17 protein-coding genes are annotated in these 14,943 nt (G+C 70.3%); 11 read left to right on the forward strand and 6 right to left on the reverse strand.

Features of this window, described 5'->3' with window-relative positions; genetic code table 11:
* Positions 1 to 72: 72 nt before the first annotated feature.
* A complete protein-coding gene (locus DJ476_RS11860) occupies positions 73 to 270 on the reverse strand; it encodes an antitoxin (protein ID WP_053559688.1) in 198 nt (65 codons plus the stop codon).
* Positions 271 to 435: 165 nt separating this feature from the next.
* On the opposite strand from DJ476_RS11860, the gene DJ476_RS11865 reads away from it, so the two are divergent.
* Together DJ476_RS11865 and DJ476_RS11870 are read left to right on the forward strand one after the other, a co-directional pair.
* A complete protein-coding gene (locus DJ476_RS11865) occupies positions 436 to 1,170 on the forward strand; it encodes an HNH endonuclease family protein (RefSeq protein ID WP_103416694.1) in 735 nt (244 codons plus the stop codon).
* A 166-nt stretch (positions 1,171 to 1,336) separates the two neighbouring features.
* A complete protein-coding gene (locus DJ476_RS11870; RefSeq protein WP_103416649.1) occupies positions 1,337 to 1,621 on the forward strand; it encodes a hypothetical protein in 285 nt (94 codons plus the stop codon).
* A 58-nt stretch (positions 1,622 to 1,679) separates the two neighbouring features.
* Here DJ476_RS11870 and DJ476_RS11875 read toward each other — a convergent pair whose 3' ends face one another.
* From DJ476_RS11875 to DJ476_RS11890, 4 genes are all read right to left on the reverse strand, one after another.
* The gene (locus DJ476_RS11875) at positions 1,680 to 1,982 is read right to left on the reverse strand and encodes a hypothetical protein (protein ID WP_070205308.1); all 303 of its coding nucleotides are present in this window, start codon (positions 1,980 to 1,982) and stop codon (positions 1,680 to 1,682) included.
* A gap of 170 nt (positions 1,983 to 2,152) precedes the next feature.
* Entirely contained in the window at positions 2,153 to 2,758 is a 606-nt protein-coding gene (locus DJ476_RS11880; protein WP_103416650.1) for a hypothetical protein, read from the reverse strand.
* A gap of 149 nt (positions 2,759 to 2,907) precedes the next feature.
* Positions 2,908 to 3,729, reverse strand: a complete 822-nt coding sequence (locus DJ476_RS11885) for a DUF4328 domain-containing protein (RefSeq protein ID WP_112490476.1) — start codon at positions 3,727 to 3,729, stop codon at positions 2,908 to 2,910.
* A 295-nt stretch (positions 3,730 to 4,024) separates the two neighbouring features.
* Positions 4,025 to 5,635 (reverse strand): family 20 glycosylhydrolase, encoded by a 1,611-nt coding sequence (locus tag DJ476_RS11890; RefSeq protein WP_112490477.1) that lies wholly within the window; start codon positions 5,633 to 5,635, stop codon positions 4,025 to 4,027.
* A gap of 548 nt (positions 5,636 to 6,183) precedes the next feature.
* On the opposite strand from DJ476_RS11890, the gene DJ476_RS11895 reads away from it, so the two are divergent.
* From DJ476_RS11895 to DJ476_RS11935, 9 genes are all read left to right on the forward strand, one after another.
* Positions 6,184 to 6,708, forward strand: a complete 525-nt coding sequence (locus tag DJ476_RS11895) for a 2-oxo-4-hydroxy-4-carboxy-5-ureidoimidazoline decarboxylase (protein ID WP_318294602.1) — start codon at positions 6,184 to 6,186, stop codon at positions 6,706 to 6,708.
* 227 nt (positions 6,709 to 6,935) lie between these two features.
* Entirely contained in the window at positions 6,936 to 7,316 is a 381-nt protein-coding gene (sdhC, locus tag DJ476_RS11900) for a succinate dehydrogenase, cytochrome b556 subunit (protein ID WP_073740310.1), read from the forward strand.
* A 5-nt stretch (positions 7,317 to 7,321) separates the two neighbouring features.
* Positions 7,322 to 7,804 (forward strand): succinate dehydrogenase hydrophobic membrane anchor subunit, encoded by a 483-nt coding sequence (locus DJ476_RS11905; protein WP_028416594.1) that lies wholly within the window; start codon positions 7,322 to 7,324, stop codon positions 7,802 to 7,804.
* Between the two features lie 30 nt (positions 7,805 to 7,834).
* The gene (gene sdhA / locus DJ476_RS11910; RefSeq protein ID WP_070205312.1) at positions 7,835 to 9,589 is read left to right on the forward strand and encodes a succinate dehydrogenase flavoprotein subunit; all 1,755 of its coding nucleotides are present in this window, start codon (positions 7,835 to 7,837) and stop codon (positions 9,587 to 9,589) included.
* Entirely contained in the window at positions 9,589 to 10,356 is a 768-nt protein-coding gene (locus DJ476_RS11915) for a succinate dehydrogenase iron-sulfur subunit (RefSeq protein ID WP_070205313.1), read from the forward strand. Before sdhA ends, DJ476_RS11915 begins: the two co-directional genes overlap by 1 nt.
* A 135-nt stretch (positions 10,357 to 10,491) precedes the next feature.
* A complete protein-coding gene (locus tag DJ476_RS11920; protein WP_112490478.1) occupies positions 10,492 to 11,058 on the forward strand; it encodes a hypothetical protein in 567 nt (188 codons plus the stop codon).
* A gap of 18 nt (positions 11,059 to 11,076) precedes the next feature.
* Positions 11,077 to 11,973 (forward strand): hypothetical protein, encoded by an 897-nt coding sequence (locus DJ476_RS11925; RefSeq protein WP_112490479.1) that lies wholly within the window; start codon positions 11,077 to 11,079, stop codon positions 11,971 to 11,973.
* Positions 11,974 to 12,070: 97 nt separating this feature from the next.
* Positions 12,071 to 12,511, forward strand: coding sequence for a hypothetical protein (locus DJ476_RS11930; RefSeq protein WP_112490480.1), 441 nt, complete (start codon positions 12,071 to 12,073; stop codon positions 12,509 to 12,511).
* A 31-nt stretch (positions 12,512 to 12,542) separates the two neighbouring features.
* Positions 12,543 to 13,325, forward strand: a complete 783-nt coding sequence (locus DJ476_RS11935) for a TetR/AcrR family transcriptional regulator (protein ID WP_112490481.1) — start codon at positions 12,543 to 12,545, stop codon at positions 13,323 to 13,325.
* Here DJ476_RS11935 and DJ476_RS11940 read toward each other — a convergent pair.
* A complete protein-coding gene (locus tag DJ476_RS11940) occupies positions 13,312 to 14,865 on the reverse strand; it encodes an ABC transporter substrate-binding protein (protein WP_112490482.1) in 1,554 nt (517 codons plus the stop codon). The two genes, DJ476_RS11935 and DJ476_RS11940, sit on opposite strands and share 14 nt — an antisense overlap.
* Between the last annotated feature and the right edge of the window lie 78 nt (positions 14,866 to 14,943).

Raw genomic sequence — 14,943 nt, forward strand, 5'->3', positions numbered from 1 at the left:
AAGACCGCCCGCGGCCGTCCGCCCCTCGCGTAAGACGGGGGGCGCTCCGGCGTGCCCAGGGGTGCTCCGCTGTCAGTCCTTCTTCTCGCCGAGGCCCTGGACGTACTCCTGGGCCTTGTCGACGGCGGTGTCGATCTTGTCGCTGTGCTTGCCGTCGGTCTTGCTGTCGATGAAGTCGCCCGCCTTCTCCAGCCCGTCGGAGATCTTGTCCCCGTGAGCCTCGGCAAGGGTCTCGGCCTTGTCCTTCAGACCCTTCAGAGCATCGAACATCCGGAATCCGTCTCCTCCACTCGAAACTGCCTGGCGGTGCGCATTCTTTCACGGTGCATCCGGTCCGACGGACGGAAACCGGAAGGAACCGGACGGCGGCGGGCGAGCCGATAGGCTGCTCCGCCAGAAGGAATCGGCGGCGAACTGCATGGGGTGGGCCAGGTCATGACGAGGCGACAGAGCTGGTGGCGGCGAGGGCTGGCGGTCGGGGCCGTGTTCGCGCTGGCCGGATGCGCGGCGATCGAGGACGCGACGCAGCCCGAGCCCGCGGACGGGAAGCCGTCCGCCTCGGCCTCGGCGTCCACCGGGGCCGGCGGCGGTGGCGGTACGGCGGCCGACGACCCGGCCCTGCCGGGCATACCCACCGCGGAGCAGGCTCGGACGGAGCTGGCCGGGCTGACGGTGGCCAAGCACGGTTCGATGTCCGGCTACAGCCGGGCGAAGTTCCCCCACTGGGCGTCGCAGGGCGAGTCCTGCGACACGCGGGAGACCGTGCTGGAGCGGGACGGCACCGACGTCGAGCGGGACGACCAGTGCCGGGCGGTCTCCGGGAAGTGGACCAGCGTCTACGACGACAAGGCCTTCACCGAGGCCCGCGACCTGGACATCGACCACATGGTGCCGCTCGCCAACGCCTGGCGCTCCGGGGCCAGGACGTGGACGCAGGAGAAGCGCAAGGAGTTCGCCAACGACCTGACGCGGCCTCAGCTGCTGGCGGTGTCGGCGGCGACGAACCGTTCCAAGGGCGACCAGGGGCCGGACGAGTGGCAGCCGCCGTCCAAGGCGTACTGGTGCACCTACTCCCGTGCTTGGGTGTCGGTGAAGGCCTCGTACGAACTCTCGGTGACGGAGACGGAGAAGGAGACACTCACCGAGATGCTGGACACCTGCGGCTCCTGAAGCCGGGGCGCGTGGAGCCGGGGCCCGCGAAACCGGGACTCGTGCACCTGGGATTCGTGAAGCCGAGGCTCATGCGCCCGTGTCCCGTGAGGCCCGTATCCGTGGGACCCGTATCCACGGGCCCGCTACTCGTGAACCCGTAACTCTCGTGAACGGAAAGCACCTCATGAACGGACCCGACCCGGCCAAGACCCAGCAGTTCGTGGACGACGTCGAGGCGGGGCGCGGCGGGGCGATGACCGACGAGGTGGGCGTCGTCACCGGTGAGCTGACGGTCTCCACCACCCTGCGGCCCGACGGGCGCGCCGACATCGCCGTCCAGTACACGGGCGCGGAGGAGTGGTACGTCCTCACCGGCAGCCCCGTCCCGCTGCCCCCCGCCGGTCTGGAGGCCCTGCACCGGGACATCCTCGACCGGGTACGCCAGGGAGGCGGCGCGCAGGCCGGGTGACGGGCAGCCGCCGGGGCCGGTAGCGGTCGCTACGGCCCCGGCGGCGCCAGGCCCTCGGTCAGTGGTCGTCCCAGTGGCCGTCGTGCGCCGAGTGGCGGTGGCCGTCGTGGATGTAGTCCACGTGGTCCCCGTGCGGGACGGCGACATGGCCGCAGTCCTGGCCGTGCTGGTGGTCGTGGCCCTCGTGGACCTCGTGTCCGGACTTCGCGCATTCATCCACGTGGTCGCCGTGCACCCGGTGCAGGTGGCTGTCGTGGACGTAGTCGACGTGGTCCTCGTGCGGGACCGCGACGTGGCCGCAGCCCGGAGCGTGCCGATGGTCGTGGTCGGCGTGCGGGCGGTGCTCCGTGGTGGTGGACATCTGCGCGGCTCCTCTTCGACTGGGGCATGGCCGTACCGGCCGAAGAGCCGGACGCACACACCTCGCGGCTTATGGCCGATTTTATCCCTTCTGGGGTACGGAGTCCGGGGAGGCTGCGCGAAGCGGGTGAGGCGAGTGGGGCGAGGGGCGCGAGTTGCGCGGGGGCTCGGTCAGCGCCGGATGCGAGCCCGGCGCGACATGACCGCGCGCAGCACCCGGCGCCCCTCCGTGGACAGGTCGAGGGCCTTGCGCACCCCGGCCCCGCTGCCCGCCGTGCCGGTGGTCTCCGCGAGGATCTCCAGGATCCGGATCTGGCGCTCCAGCTCCCCCGCCACCAGCGGCCCCACCCCCTCCGCCTCCCCGGCACGCGCCGCCTTCAGGAGGTCGGCGGTCTCCTGCGGGGCGTCCCCGTCCGGGGCGTCGAACCGGCCATGGATCTCCAGCGCGACCAGCGAGCAGGCGTCCGCCCACTCCCGTAGCGGCGCGGGGGCGAAGTCGGAGGGAGCCGCCGCCAGCATGGCGCGCACCCGGGCGGCCGGACCGTCCCCGCCGTCCCCGTCGGCCCCACCCCGCGCCGCCGCTCCGTCCAGCTCCGTACGGACGGCCACGAGGCGGATGGCCCAATCCCGCCCGTTCTCGCAGCTCGCCCAGAGCGGCCGCAGCGGCTCGGGCCCGTCCGGCCCCGTGAGCAGCGGCAGACAGCGGTCCAGGCAGGCCACGGCGGATGCGGCGAGCGCGCGCTCGTCGGCGGATTCGATCAGTTCGAGCAGACTCATCGACATCTCCCTCGGTCTACCGCGTACTGCGCCGAATGGCTGAAAATCGTCACTATCGGCGTCGGAGCAGACGGTGTTCCGTCACCGAACCGTCGTACGGAACCGTTGTGCGGAACCGTCATGCGGAGGTGCCTCGAAGCGGAAGTCGGTTACGGAGCCGTCAGTTGCTCGGACCCGGTCCGCGGGGCCCGCAGCTCCGCCCGCGCCACCTGCATCCGCGTCAGCGTGCGGACGAAGACGATGGCCAGCACCGCGGAGACGATCTCGAACGCGTCGGCCGCCGCCACCAGTCCGAGGCCCTGCACGGTCTGCTCCGGCGTCTCGGCGCTTCCCTCCATCCGCGCGGTGAACGAATCCAGGAGCGAGGAGGCGATCCACACGGCCCACCAGAGGCGGAGGGGTGCCCGGGAAACGGTGGGCCTGCCGCCCTCGGGGCCCGGGACGACGCTCCCCTCCCAGACGCCGGTGGCCACCCGGTAGGGGAACCAGAGGTTGGCGAACGGCACGAACCAGCCGCCGACCGACCAGCCCGGCCCCATCCTCTGCGCGGCCGGGTCGAAGACCTCGGCGTTCCGGCGGGTGCGGTGGAACCAGATGATGAAGACGACGGCGGTGGCCACGAAGACGACCGACTGGCCGGTCTGGGCCACCGAGTGGAGCCGCTCGGCCGACACACCCCCGCTGCCGTGCACGGCCGGGTCGCCCTCCTCGACGAGGCCCTGCCACAGAGCGCGAAGATGGAGCCCCCTGCCGATGGCGACCAGGTCCGTCACGATGACGGCGCCCAGCAGCGCGGTCACCGCCCGGGAGAGGCCGACCGGTGAGCGCGGCCAGGTCCTCACGCCCCAGCCGCCGGGGCCGGTCGCCACGGGCTCCGGCCGACCGGGCGGCGGGGACCCGGCGACCGGGCAGGAGGTGCAGAGGCCGTCGTCGGTGACGGCCGTTCCGGTACGGCAGCGGACGCAGAGCATGAGACGTTCCCCCCAGGGCACGGGTCGTACGGGGTTCGGTCCCCCAGGACCTGACCCCGTACGGCATGTGGTCGGTGACCTCGCGCGCCCCTCCCCAGGGGTGCGCGGTCGGCGGACCGTAGCCCGTGGAGGGGCCGCCTGTCCAAAGCCTGCAGCCCCGCCCCGGCCCGGCGGACCCGCCCCCTCCTTCCGGGACCCAGCCTCATGGAGCCCGGCCCGCCCGAGCCGGAGGACCGTCCTGTACGCAGGCCCGGAGACCGCCCCGTACGCGAAGGGCCTCCCGGCCCCCGCCCTCTCAGCCCGCGCTGCCCGTCCGGGCCGCCAGCTCCTGGAACTGGTCCCAGGTCAGCTCCGGCTCCCGCGGGTCCCACAGCTTCTGCGAGGTCGCCACGAGCGGCATCCTGATGCCGTCCGCGACCTGCTGTACCGTCTGCGCGTTGGGGAGGTCGCCCCAGACCGCGAACCGGCCGCCGAGGATCTGCGGCGAGTAGCGGGCCGCCACCGGCTCGGTGCCGCGCAGCACCATCGGGGTCCACTGCTCGTAGATCCGCTTGCCGGTCGGGTAGACGAACTCGTTCGGCTCGCCGAGCACGTAGTAGAGGAACTCGTCGTTGAGGTTGAGCATCTTGTAGCCGGCCGCCAGGTACTCCTGCGGGGGCCGGGCGCCGATCTCCTTGCCGGTCCAGTACTCGATCTCGATGTTCTTGTCCGCGACGACCTTCGTGTCCCGGAAGAGGCCGTCGTTCCACGCCTTGGCGGTGCGGCCCTTGGGCTCCACCACCGCCGCCCGGTCGTTGAGCCAGCCGGTGGCGAGGTCCTCGATCGTGGCGCCGGAGCCGTGCTTCTGCTCGGCGGCGCGCTGGAGCTGCGGGTAGGAGGCGGCCGGGTCGCGGACCATCAGCGCCTGGTACTCGTCGGCGCCCAGGTGCCAGAACTTCCCCGGGAACAGGTCGGTGTACTCGTCGAGCAGCTCGTCGATCAGCTTCGCCGCCCCCGGCTTGGAGATGTCGATGGAGCCGCGCGACTCCCGGCCCTGGGTGTTGCGGAGCTGGAGATCGGGGTGGGCGCGCAGCACCGCGCCGAGGTGTCCGGGCGAGTCGATCTCGGGGACGACCTCGATGTGCAGGCTGTTGGCGAGCCCGACGATACGGCGGACCTCGTCCTGGGTCAGGGCCTCGTCCGAGACCACCTCGGGGTGGGTCTTGGACTCGATCCGGAACGCCTGGTCGTCGGAGAAGTGCAGGCCGAGCTGGTTGAGCTTGAGGTCGCCCATCTCCCGTATGCGGTCCTCTATCCACTCCGCGCTGTAGTGCTTGCGGGCGATGTCGAGGTTCAGTCCGCGCTGCGGGCGGTCGGGGCGGTCGTTGACCACTCCCTCCGGCACGGTCCTGTCCGCCTTCAGGGACTGCTTGAGCGTGCGGGTGCCGTAGAACACCCCCGACTCGTCGGGGCCGGTGATCCGCACCTTCCGGTCGCGGACGGTGAGCGTGTACGACTCGGCGGGCCCCTGGTCCTTCGCCCCGAGCGCCAGCTGGACATCCCCCTCGCGGGCGTCCTCGGCGCCCCGGTAGTGGATGTTCAGCTCCCTGGCGAGCAGCTGGGCCTCGTCCGCGAGGACCTCGCTGCCCTTGGCGATGACGACCGTGCTGTTCTCGCCGGGCTGCCAGCCGGGCCCGCGCGCGGCGGTGTGCTCACGGACCGCCGGGATGGTGCTCGGGGCGCTGGAGAGCGGGTAGCTGCGGGAGGGCGACGGGGCGGCCGCCGATGCGGAGGTCCCGGACGGCGACGCGGCGTCGCGGGACGGGTGGCTGCCGGAGCCTTCCGGCCAGACGACGACGGTGAGGACGGCGGCGGCCGCGACCGTGACGGCCGCGCCGGTGACGAGGGCACCTCGCGTGGGCGACATCGCTCAGATTCCTCCGGGATAGGGGTCAGAGTCAGGGGCAGGGGAGCAAAGGGGAAGGGGACTGATGAATAGGCTGAAAGACTGACATTCCTGCCGCCGATCCGCCCACCGAGAACGACCGCGGAGCGTACAGAACCTTGGATTCCGCAGGTCAGGCGGGGGTCAGACGGTCGTCAAACGTTCCGAAACTCTCCCGTTCGGGTGATTTTCAGCCGATCCCCCGGACGGCCGCCGACCGGTCTCGCTAGCGTTGCGACACATTCGTCTCTCCCTTCACCCCCCTCCCGGGAAGCTCCCGGGATGTCCCGCCCGGGAGGCTCCGCTTCCGGAACGTCCCCCTCCCACCCCGCGCACGTCCCCCGCACGCCCCACGTGTGCCTCGCTTTCACCCCGCGTACGCCCTCGTGGGGCAACCTTGTCGCCCTCCTGCCCCTCTTCAGGGGCACAGATGCCGTTGATCCGAGGAGTCCACGCTGTCCAGGTCCAGCGAGTCCCCCGCCGGCCTGCCCAAGCAGTCCGCACCCCCGGCCGGGTCCTCCGCCGTACCCGTGCAGCACCGCCGTCCGCCGCAGGTCAGCGGTGGCGCCGGGCTGTCCCCCGCCCAGGTGGCGGCCGGCCTCGCCCGGTTCAACGAGGCCCCCTTCACCACCGCCGAGGCCGCACTCCTGGAGTGCTGCGGCAGCCACCGCTGGGCCCACCGGATGGCCGCCCACCGGCCCTTCCCCGATCTGCCGTCCCTGCTGGCCGCCTCCGACGAGGCGGGGTACGACCTGGCGCCCCGGGACATCGCGGAGGCGCTCGCCGCCGAGCCGGCCCCCTTCCTGCACGACGACGCGCCCCGCGCCGCCCATCTCGCGCTCCAGGCGGCCCACGCGGCGTACGAGAGCAGATTCGGCCATTCCTTCGTGATCTGCCTGGACGCCTGCCCGCCCTCCCAGGCCGTGGACCAGGTCCTGGCCGCCATCCGGGTCCGGCTGACCCATGAAGTGGACGACGAGCGGGCCCTCACCGCCGATGAGCTGCGGCGACTCGCCCGGAGCAGGCTCGTCGAGCTGGTGGCCGAGGGCTGGTGAGCCGGGCCCCGCGGCCGGGTCCCACCCGTCCGGGGCGGCAGCCGGGAAAGACCCGCTCTAGCCCGTACGTGCCTGTTTGATTGCCACTTTGATCACACCAGAGGCCCCCGCGCGAACGAACCGACAAAGCGTCGCTACGATGGCCGGGGCCGGTGGACCGTACCCGGCCGGGTCAGACCGACAGTCAAGCCGGCCGACCCCAATCCCCGCTCCCGGAGGGTTCTTCCGTGCCGGCTGGAACGCTGTACCGCGGCCGGGAAGGCATGTGGTCCTGGGTGGCTCATCGAGTCACCGGTGTCCTCATTTTCTTCTTCCTGTTCGTACATGTCCTGGACACCGCTCTCGTCCGCGTCTCTCCCGAGGCCTACGACGACGTCGTGGCCACGTACAAGACGCCGATCGTCGCGCTCCTCGAATACGGCCTGGTGGCCGCGATTCTCTTCCACGCGCTGAACGGTCTCCGGATCATCGCCGTGGACTTCTGGGCCAAGGGCCCGCGACTCCAGAAGCAGATGCTCTGGACCGTGGTGGGCATCTGGATCGTGCTGATGGTCGGGGCCCTGTACCCCGTCCTCGGTCACGCCGTACGCGACGTCTTCGGGAGCTGAGGCCCATGTCCAGCGAGACTTCTTCCGCAGCCGCGATCGGCGACGTCGAGGGCGTGAGCCTGTACGACGTCGACAACCCGGCCCCGGTGATCGAGCCCCCGCGCAAGCGGACCAGCAAGACGCCCAAGGGTTCGCGCACCAACTTCGAGATGTACGCCTGGCTCTTCATGCGCCTGTCGGGCATCCTCCTGACCGTCCTCGTCATCGGCCACCTGCTGATCCAGCTGGTGCTCGACGGCGGCGTCTCCAAGATCGGCTTCGCCTTCGTGGCGGGTCGCTGGGCCTCGCCGTTCTGGCAGGCCTGGGACCTCATCATGCTGTGGCTCGCCATGCTCCACGGCGCCAACGGCCTCCGTACGGTCATCAACGACTACGCCGAACGGGACAGGACCCGCTTCTGGCTGAAGATGCTCCTGTACACCGCCACGGTGTTCACCGTCCTGCTGGGCACGCTGGTGATCTTCACCTTCGACCCGAACATCCGCTAGGCGCCGGGACAGAGGGACCAGAGGAAAACCATGCAGATCCACAAGTACGACACCGTCATCGTCGGAGCCGGCGGCGCCGGCATGCGCGCGGCCATCGAGGCCACCAAGCGCAGCCGTACCGCCGTGCTCACGAAGCTCTACCCCACCCGCTCCCACACGGGCGCCGCGCAGGGCGGCATGGCCGCCGCGCTCGCCAACGTGGAGGAGGACAACTGGGAGTGGCACACCTTCGACACGATCAAGGGCGGCGACTACCTGGTCGACCAGGACGCCGCCGAGATCCTCGCGAAGGAGGCCATCGACGCCGTCCTCGACCTGGAGAAGATGGGCCTGCCGTTCGGCCGCACGCCCGAGGGCAAGATCGACCAGCGCCGCTTCGGTGGTCACACCCGCAGCCATGGTGAGGCCCCGGTCCGCCGGGCCTGCTACTCGGGCGACCGCACCGGCCACATGATCCTCCAGACGCTGTACCAGAACTGCGTCAAGGAGGGCGTGGAGTTCTTCAACGAGTTCTACGTCCTGGACCAGCTGATCACCGAGGTCGACGGGGTCAAGAAGTCCGCCGGCGTCGTCGCGTTCGAGCTGGCGACCGGCGAGATCCACGTCTTCCAGGCGAAGTCGGTCATCTACGCCTCCGGCGGCACCGGCAAGTTCTTCAAGGTGACGTCCAACGCCCACACCCTGACCGGTGACGGCCAGGCCGCCTGCTACCGGCGCGGTCTGCCGCTGGAGGACATGGAGTTCTTCCAGTTCCACCCGACGGGCATCTGGCGCATGGGCATCCTGCTGACGGAGGGCGCCCGCGGTGAGGGCGGCATCCTCCGCAACAAGGACGGCGAGCGCTTCATGGAGAAGTACGCGCCCGTCATGAAGGACCTCGCCTCGCGTGACGTCGTCTCGCGCTCCATCTACACGGAGATCCGGGAGGGCCGCGGCTGCGGTCCGGCCGGCGACCACGTCTACCTGGACCTGACGCACCTGCCGCCGGAGCAGCTGGACGCCAAGCTCCCGGACATCACCGAGTTCGCGCGGACCTACCTCGGCATCGAGCCCTACACGGACCCGATCCCGATCCAGCCGACCGCGCACTACGCCATGGGCGGCATCCCGACCAACGTCGAGGGCGAGGTGCTGGCCGACAACACCACCGTCGTCCCGGGCCTGTACGCCGCCGGCGAGGTCGCCTGTGTCTCCGTGCACGGCGCCAACCGCCTCGGCACCAACTCGCTGCTCGACATCAACGTCTTCGGACGGCGTTCGGGCATCGCCGCCGCCGAGTACGCGGCGAAGAGCGACTTCGTCGAGCTCCCCGAGAACCCGGCCCAGCTGGTCCAGGACCAGGTGGAGCGGCTGCGCAACTCGACGGGCACCGAGCGGGTCGCCGAACTGCGCACGGAGCTGCAGGAGTGCATGGACGCCAACGTGATGGTGTTCCGTACCGAGCAGACCATCAAGACGGCGGTCGCCAAGATCGCCGAGCTGCGCGAGCGCTACCTGAACGTGTCCATCCAGGACAAGGGCAAGCGGTTCAACACCGACCTGCTGGAGGCCATCGAGCTGGGCAACCTGCTCGACCTGGCCGAGGTCATGGCGGTCTCCGCGCTCGCCCGCAAGGAGTCCCGCGGCGGTCACTACCGCGAGGACTACCCGAACCGCGACGACGTCAACTTCATGCGCCACACCATGGCGTACCGCGAGGTGGCCGCCGACGGCGCCGAGTCGATCCGGCTCGACTACAAGCCGGTCGTGACGACCCGCTACCAGCCGATGGAGCGTAAGTACTGATGGCTACCCCGACCCTGGACAAGACCGGCAACGCCGAGGCCGGCTTCGCCGACTCCCCGTTCATCACGGCCACGTTCCGCATCCGTCGCTTCAACCCCGAGGTGTCGGACGAGGTCCAGTGGCAGGACTTCCAGATCGAGATCGACCCGAAGGAGCGTGTCCTCGACGCCCTTCACAAGATCAAGTGGGAGCTCGACGGGACCCTGACGTTCCGCCGTTCCTGCGCGCACGGCATCTGCGGTTCCGACGCGATGCGGATCAACGGCAAGAACAGGCTCGCCTGCAAGACGCTGATCAAGGACATCAACCCGGAGAAGCCGATCATGGTGGAGGCCATCAAGGGCCTCACGGTCCTCAAGGACCTCGTGGTCGACATGGACCCGTTCTTCCAGGCGTACCACGATGTCATGCCCTTCCTCATCACCAAGGGGAACGAGCCGACCCGCGAGCGCCTGCAGTCCCCCGAGGACCGCGAGCGGTTCGACGACACCACCAAGTGCATCCTGTGCGCCGCGTGCACGTCCTCGTGCCCGGTGTTCTGGAACGACGGCCAGTACTTCGGCCCGGCGGCGATCGTCAACGCGCACCGCTTCATCTTCGACTCGCGCGACGAGGCCGGTGAGCAGCGGCTGGAGATCCTCAACGACCGTGACGGCGTGTGGCGTTGCCGTACGACGTTCAACTGCACGGACGCCTGCCCGCGTGGCATCGAGGTCACCAAGGCGATCCAGGAGGTGAAGCGCGCGCTCATCACGCGTCGCTTCTGACCTTCGGGCAGCACTTCACGGGCCCCGTCCGCCGTGGTCGTCATGACCCCGGTGGACGGGGCCCGTTGCTGCGTACGGGCGATATGAGCGGTACGGTCGTCCGGAGCGAGACGCGCACAGAGAACGGGGATCCCCATGAGCGAGCCGCAACCCGCACCGGGCGACGCCTACAAGTGGGGTCCTCCCCAGCAGCCCGCCCACCCGCCGACGGTGGCCGACGGCCAGGCGTACGGCTACCCCACGCCGGGCGCCACACCCGCGTACGGCTATCCGCAGCCGCTCCCCGAGTCCGCGACCCAGCCCGGTCCCGGTTACGGCTACCCGCACCCGGCGCAGCCGACGATGCCCGGTCAGGGCGGGGTGCCGGTGCTGTCGATCGGGGACATCACGGTCATGAGCGACGCGATCGTGACCCCGTCGGGGACGATGCCGCTCAAGGGGGCGGTCTGGACGGCCACCGACATGTCGCGCACCGAGGAGAAGATCCCGGCGCACGCGATCGTGCTGGCGATCGTCTTCGCCCTGTTCTGCCTGATCGGCCTGCTCTTCCTGCTGATGAAGGAGAAGCGGACCGTGGGCTTCGTGCAGGTGACCGTCACCAGCGGCGGCCGCCACCACGGCACGATGATCCCGGCCATGGGCCCGCACACCTTCCCCGCCGTGATGGGCCAGGTCAACCAGGCCCGCTCGATGAGCGTCTGAGCGCGGAACCACCCGGTCATGGCACGTTTCGCGCACACGGTCACCGTCGCCGCCCTGGACCGCGGCTGGTTCGAGGAGACGGCCGGACATGTGGTGGACCTCTTCGAGGCCTCCCGCGAGCAGGACGGGGCGATCCTCCTGCCCGACGGGCGCCCGGTGCACGGGCTGCGGCTGCTGAAGGGGCGTCATCTGCAGCCGGGGGCGGAGTACGGGGAGACACCCGGGGAGAAGGACGAGGGGCGGGGTGGCCCGGAGCCCGCCGTGGAAGCCGCCGCCCTGCCACAGAAGGCCCCTTCGGAACCCTCTGTGGAAGCCGCCGTTCTCCGTGAGTGGCGGCCCTCCCGGGTCATCGCGGTGGAGAGCCACGCGGTGGACGAGGGCATGTCCATGCGTGTGGGCGTACGGCTGCGGGAGCCCCGGGCCCCGAAGTCGCTGGAGCTCTCCCTCGATGGGCACAACCCCGAGGGCGGTTCGCTGTACCGCTTCTCCGGCCGCGCCAGGGCCGACCTGCACGCCTGGTGGGCGGCGCTGGACCTGCCCCCGGCCGCTCCCCCGCCCGCCCGGGCCCCGGTCGTCGGCAAGGCCGTCCACCGGCTCGGCAAGGCCCGTCTCACGGTCACCCCGCGCGCGGCCGGGGACGGTTCCTGGCGGGTCTCCGTCGTGCTGAGCGTGCGCGGGCGGTGGCTGCTGCGGCCGGTCGCGGCGGTGGGGCTGTTCTTCGCCCGGAAGCCGGTCGAGCGGGGGTTCCGGGAGGCGGTGGACTCCTCGGTGGCGGAGTGGGCCGAGATGCTGGCGGAGCTGCCGCGGCTGCGCGGCGAGGCGCTGCGCGCGGAGATCGCGGACGCGCTGACCGAGCCGCCGCAGCCCGTGGCGGAGGAGCCGGAGCCCTCGGAGCCCGCGCCCAAGTCCCTCTGACGCACAGCACACACGGACCCCTTCTTGAACATGTTCAAGAAGGGGTCTACAGTCACGCCCACAAGGAGTTTTGAACGCGTTCAAAGGAAGGTGGGGCATGGACCTCACTGTGGTCGCGTACGTCGTCTACCTGCTCATCAGCGTGGCGCTCACCGTCTGGGTCGCCCGCACCCTCAGCCGTAACGGCAAGGTCTTCCTCGCCGACGTGCTCAAGGGGAACGAGAAGCTCGCGGAAGCCGTCAACCACCTGCTGGTGGTGGGCTTCTACCTGGTCAACCTCGGGTTCGTCGCGCTCTACCTCAGGAACGCCGACGGGGTGGCCGACGCCCGCGAACTGCTGGAGACGCTCTCGGTGAAGGTGGGCGTGGTCCTGCTGGTGCTCGGGATCATGCACCTGGGCAATGTGTGGGTGCTCAGCCGCATCCGCCGCCGGGGCGCCATGGAGCACCGGCAGACCCATCTCGTACCGCCGCGCGGCTGGGCCCCGCCGACCGGCGCCGGCCCGTGGGCCGCCCCGGCGCCCGGCCCCCGGCAGTGAGGGCCGCCGGACACGGCCTAGGGTGGGGCCCGTGGTGAAGGAAGAGAAGAACGTGCAGGAGAACGGGGCTTCCAAGCCCGCCGGGACCGGCCGGAGCGCACCGTCCGGCAAGGCCGCGAAGAGCGAGCAGACCCGCACGCTGATTCTCGAGACGGCCCTGCGGCTCTTCGCCGAGCGCGGGTACGACAAGACGACCATGCGGGCCATCGCGCAGGAGGCGGGCGTCTCCGTCGGGAACGCCTACTACTACTTCTCCTCCAAGGAGCACCTGGTCCAGGGGTTCTACGACCGCATCGCCGCCGAGCACGCGGAGGCGGTGCGGCCGGTCCTCGCGGCAGAGAGCGAGCTGGCCGACCGGGTCCGGGGGCTGCTGCTGGTCTGGCTGGACGTGGCGGAGCCGTACCACCGGTTCGCCGCTCAGTTCTTCAAGAACGCGGCCGACCCGGAGAGCCCGCTCTCCCCGTTCTCCGACGAGTCGGTGGCGGCCCGCGAGGCGGCGATCGCCCTGCACCGCGAGGCCCTCGCCGGTTCGAGCACCAAGAGCGACCCGGAACTGGCCCCGCTGCTGCCCGAGTTGCTCTGGCTGATGCAGATGGGGCTGGTGCTGTTCTGGGTGTACGACCGCTCCCCGGGCGCGGAGCGCAGCCGTCGGCTGGTCGAGCGCACCGCGCCGATCGCCGCACGGGCCATCGCGCTCTCCCGGTTCCAGGTGCTGCGACCGCTCGTGCGGCAGGTCCACGCGCTGCTGGTGGAGTTCATGCCCGTCCCGGACGGCCGGGACGGGCACGAGGAGCGGCCGGTCAGATCCGGTTGAGCTCCCACAGGCGCCAGAAGCCCGTGCCGTCGGAGAGGTACTGGGAGCCGGCGACACCCGTCTTGGCGACGACGTAGTCCTTCTTCTGCCACAGCGGCAGCAGCGGCACGTCCTCACCGACCAGCTTCTGCATCTCCTTGAAGTCGTTGGAGGTGCGGCCGCGGTCGCTGTACTGCTGGGTGGCGGCGATCAGCTGGTCCATCTTCTTGCTGGAGTAGCCGCTGTGCAGGACGTTGCCGGTGCCGACGAGCGGCTGGCTGAAGGTGTCCGGGTCCGGGAAGTCCGGGAACCAGCCGACGGTGTACATGTCGTACTCACCGGCCGCGTACCCCTTCTGGTAGCGGGTCCACTCGACGGCCTTGACCGAGACCTTGAAGAGCCCGTCCTTCTCCAGCTGGCGGCGCAGCTCGGCGGTCTCCTTGGTGTACATGTCGCCCTCGCGGTAGGCGAAGTTGACGGCGACCGGGGTCTCGACACCGGCCTCCGCCAGCAGCTTCTTGGCGCGCTTGGGGTCGGAGGAGGGGTAGGCGTCGAAGAAGGGGGTGCTGTGCCCGATGTAGCCGGTGGGGATCAGCGAGTACAGCGGCTGGACCGTGCCCTGGTAGACCTTGCTGACCAGCGGGCCCCGGTCGAGCAGCGCGGCGACGGCCTGGCGGACCTTCTTCGTGCCGAACGGCGAGTCGTCGCGGGTGTTGAAGATGATGTTGCGGATCTCGGCGCTGGCCGCCTCCGTGACCCGGACGTCCGGGTCGCCCTCGTCCAGCTCGGCGAGGGTCTCGGAGGGCAGCTGGCGGTGGGCGACCTCGATGTCGCCGTTCTTCCACGCCGTCAGCAGGTCCTCGGAGGCCTTGAAGTAGTTGATGGTGACGGCCTGGCCGGTCTTCTTCAGCGCGCCCTTGTACTTCAGGTTCGGCACCAGCTCGGCGCGGGTCCCCGACTCGTACGAGCGCAGGACGTACGGGCCGGAGCCGTCGACCTGGTTGCCCTTGCGCAGCTCGTCCGCCGGGTACTTGGTCGAGTCGACGATCGCCGCGGCGCCGGTGGCCAGCTTCTGCGGGAAGGTCGCGTCCTTGCTGGAGAGGTTGAAGGTGATCGTGCGGCCCTCGGTCGTCACCGAGTCGAGGGTCGGGAAGAGACCGGCGGGGCCGACGTCCGACTTGATCGTGAAGATCCGGTCGAAGGAGTGCTTGACGTCCTCGGCGGTGATCTTCCGGCCGTTGGAGAAGGTCAGGTCGTCACGGAGCTTGCACTGGTACGTCTGGAGCTTCTGCCCGACGAACGCGCAGCTCTCCGCCGCGTCCGGCTCCGGCACGATGGCACCGGGCTTGAAGGTCATCAGCGACTGGTAGATGTTGCTGTAGATCGCCCAGGAGCCCGCGTCGTACGCGCCGGCCGGGTCGAGCGAGGACACGATGTCCGATGTCCCGACGGTGATCGCGTCGGTCTTCGCCTCCCCCGACGGGAGAAGTTGCCAGGCCCCCACGCCTGCGATGACCAAAACCGCGAGAATCGCGAGAATCCGTACCCGGACCGACCGCATTGCCGTGCTCTCCCTTACCAGCCCCACCACGGCAGTTGCGCGCAGACACGCACATCGCCGCATGTTCGCGCTTACCCA

It is taken from the genome of Streptomyces bacillaris (assembly GCF_003268675.1).
Taxonomy (GTDB): Bacteria; Actinomycetota; Actinomycetes; order Streptomycetales; family Streptomycetaceae; genus Streptomyces; species Streptomyces bacillaris.

Coding starts and splice junctions, on each gene's coding strand:
- DJ476_RS11860 (WP_053559688.1), bottom strand. CDS start 270: ATGTTCGATGCTCTGAAGGGTCTGAAGGACAAGGCCGAGACCCTTGCC.
- DJ476_RS11865 (WP_103416694.1), top strand. CDS start 436: ATGACGAGGCGACAGAGCTGGTGGCGGCGAGGGCTGGCGGTCGGGGCC.
- DJ476_RS11870 (WP_103416649.1), top strand. CDS start 1,337: ATGAACGGACCCGACCCGGCCAAGACCCAGCAGTTCGTGGACGACGTC.
- DJ476_RS11875 (WP_070205308.1), bottom strand. CDS start 1,982: ATGTCCACCACCACGGAGCACCGCCCGCACGCCGACCACGACCATCGG.
- DJ476_RS11880 (WP_103416650.1), bottom strand. CDS start 2,758: ATGAGTCTGCTCGAACTGATCGAATCCGCCGACGAGCGCGCGCTCGCC.
- DJ476_RS11885 (WP_112490476.1), bottom strand. CDS start 3,729: ATGCTCTGCGTCCGCTGCCGTACCGGAACGGCCGTCACCGACGACGGC.
- DJ476_RS11890 (WP_112490477.1), bottom strand. CDS start 5,635: ATGTCGCCCACGCGAGGTGCCCTCGTCACCGGCGCGGCCGTCACGGTC.
- DJ476_RS11905 (WP_028416594.1), top strand. CDS start 7,322: ATGTCCAGCGAGACTTCTTCCGCAGCCGCGATCGGCGACGTCGAGGGC.
- sdhA (WP_070205312.1), top strand. CDS start 7,835: ATGCAGATCCACAAGTACGACACCGTCATCGTCGGAGCCGGCGGCGCC.
- DJ476_RS11915 (WP_070205313.1), top strand. CDS start 9,589: ATGGCTACCCCGACCCTGGACAAGACCGGCAACGCCGAGGCCGGCTTC.
- DJ476_RS11920 (WP_112490478.1), top strand. CDS start 10,492: ATGAGCGAGCCGCAACCCGCACCGGGCGACGCCTACAAGTGGGGTCCT.
- DJ476_RS11925 (WP_112490479.1), top strand. CDS start 11,077: ATGGCACGTTTCGCGCACACGGTCACCGTCGCCGCCCTGGACCGCGGC.
- DJ476_RS11930 (WP_112490480.1), top strand. CDS start 12,071: ATGGACCTCACTGTGGTCGCGTACGTCGTCTACCTGCTCATCAGCGTG.
- DJ476_RS11940 (WP_112490482.1), bottom strand. CDS start 14,865: ATGCGGTCGGTCCGGGTACGGATTCTCGCGATTCTCGCGGTTTTGGTC.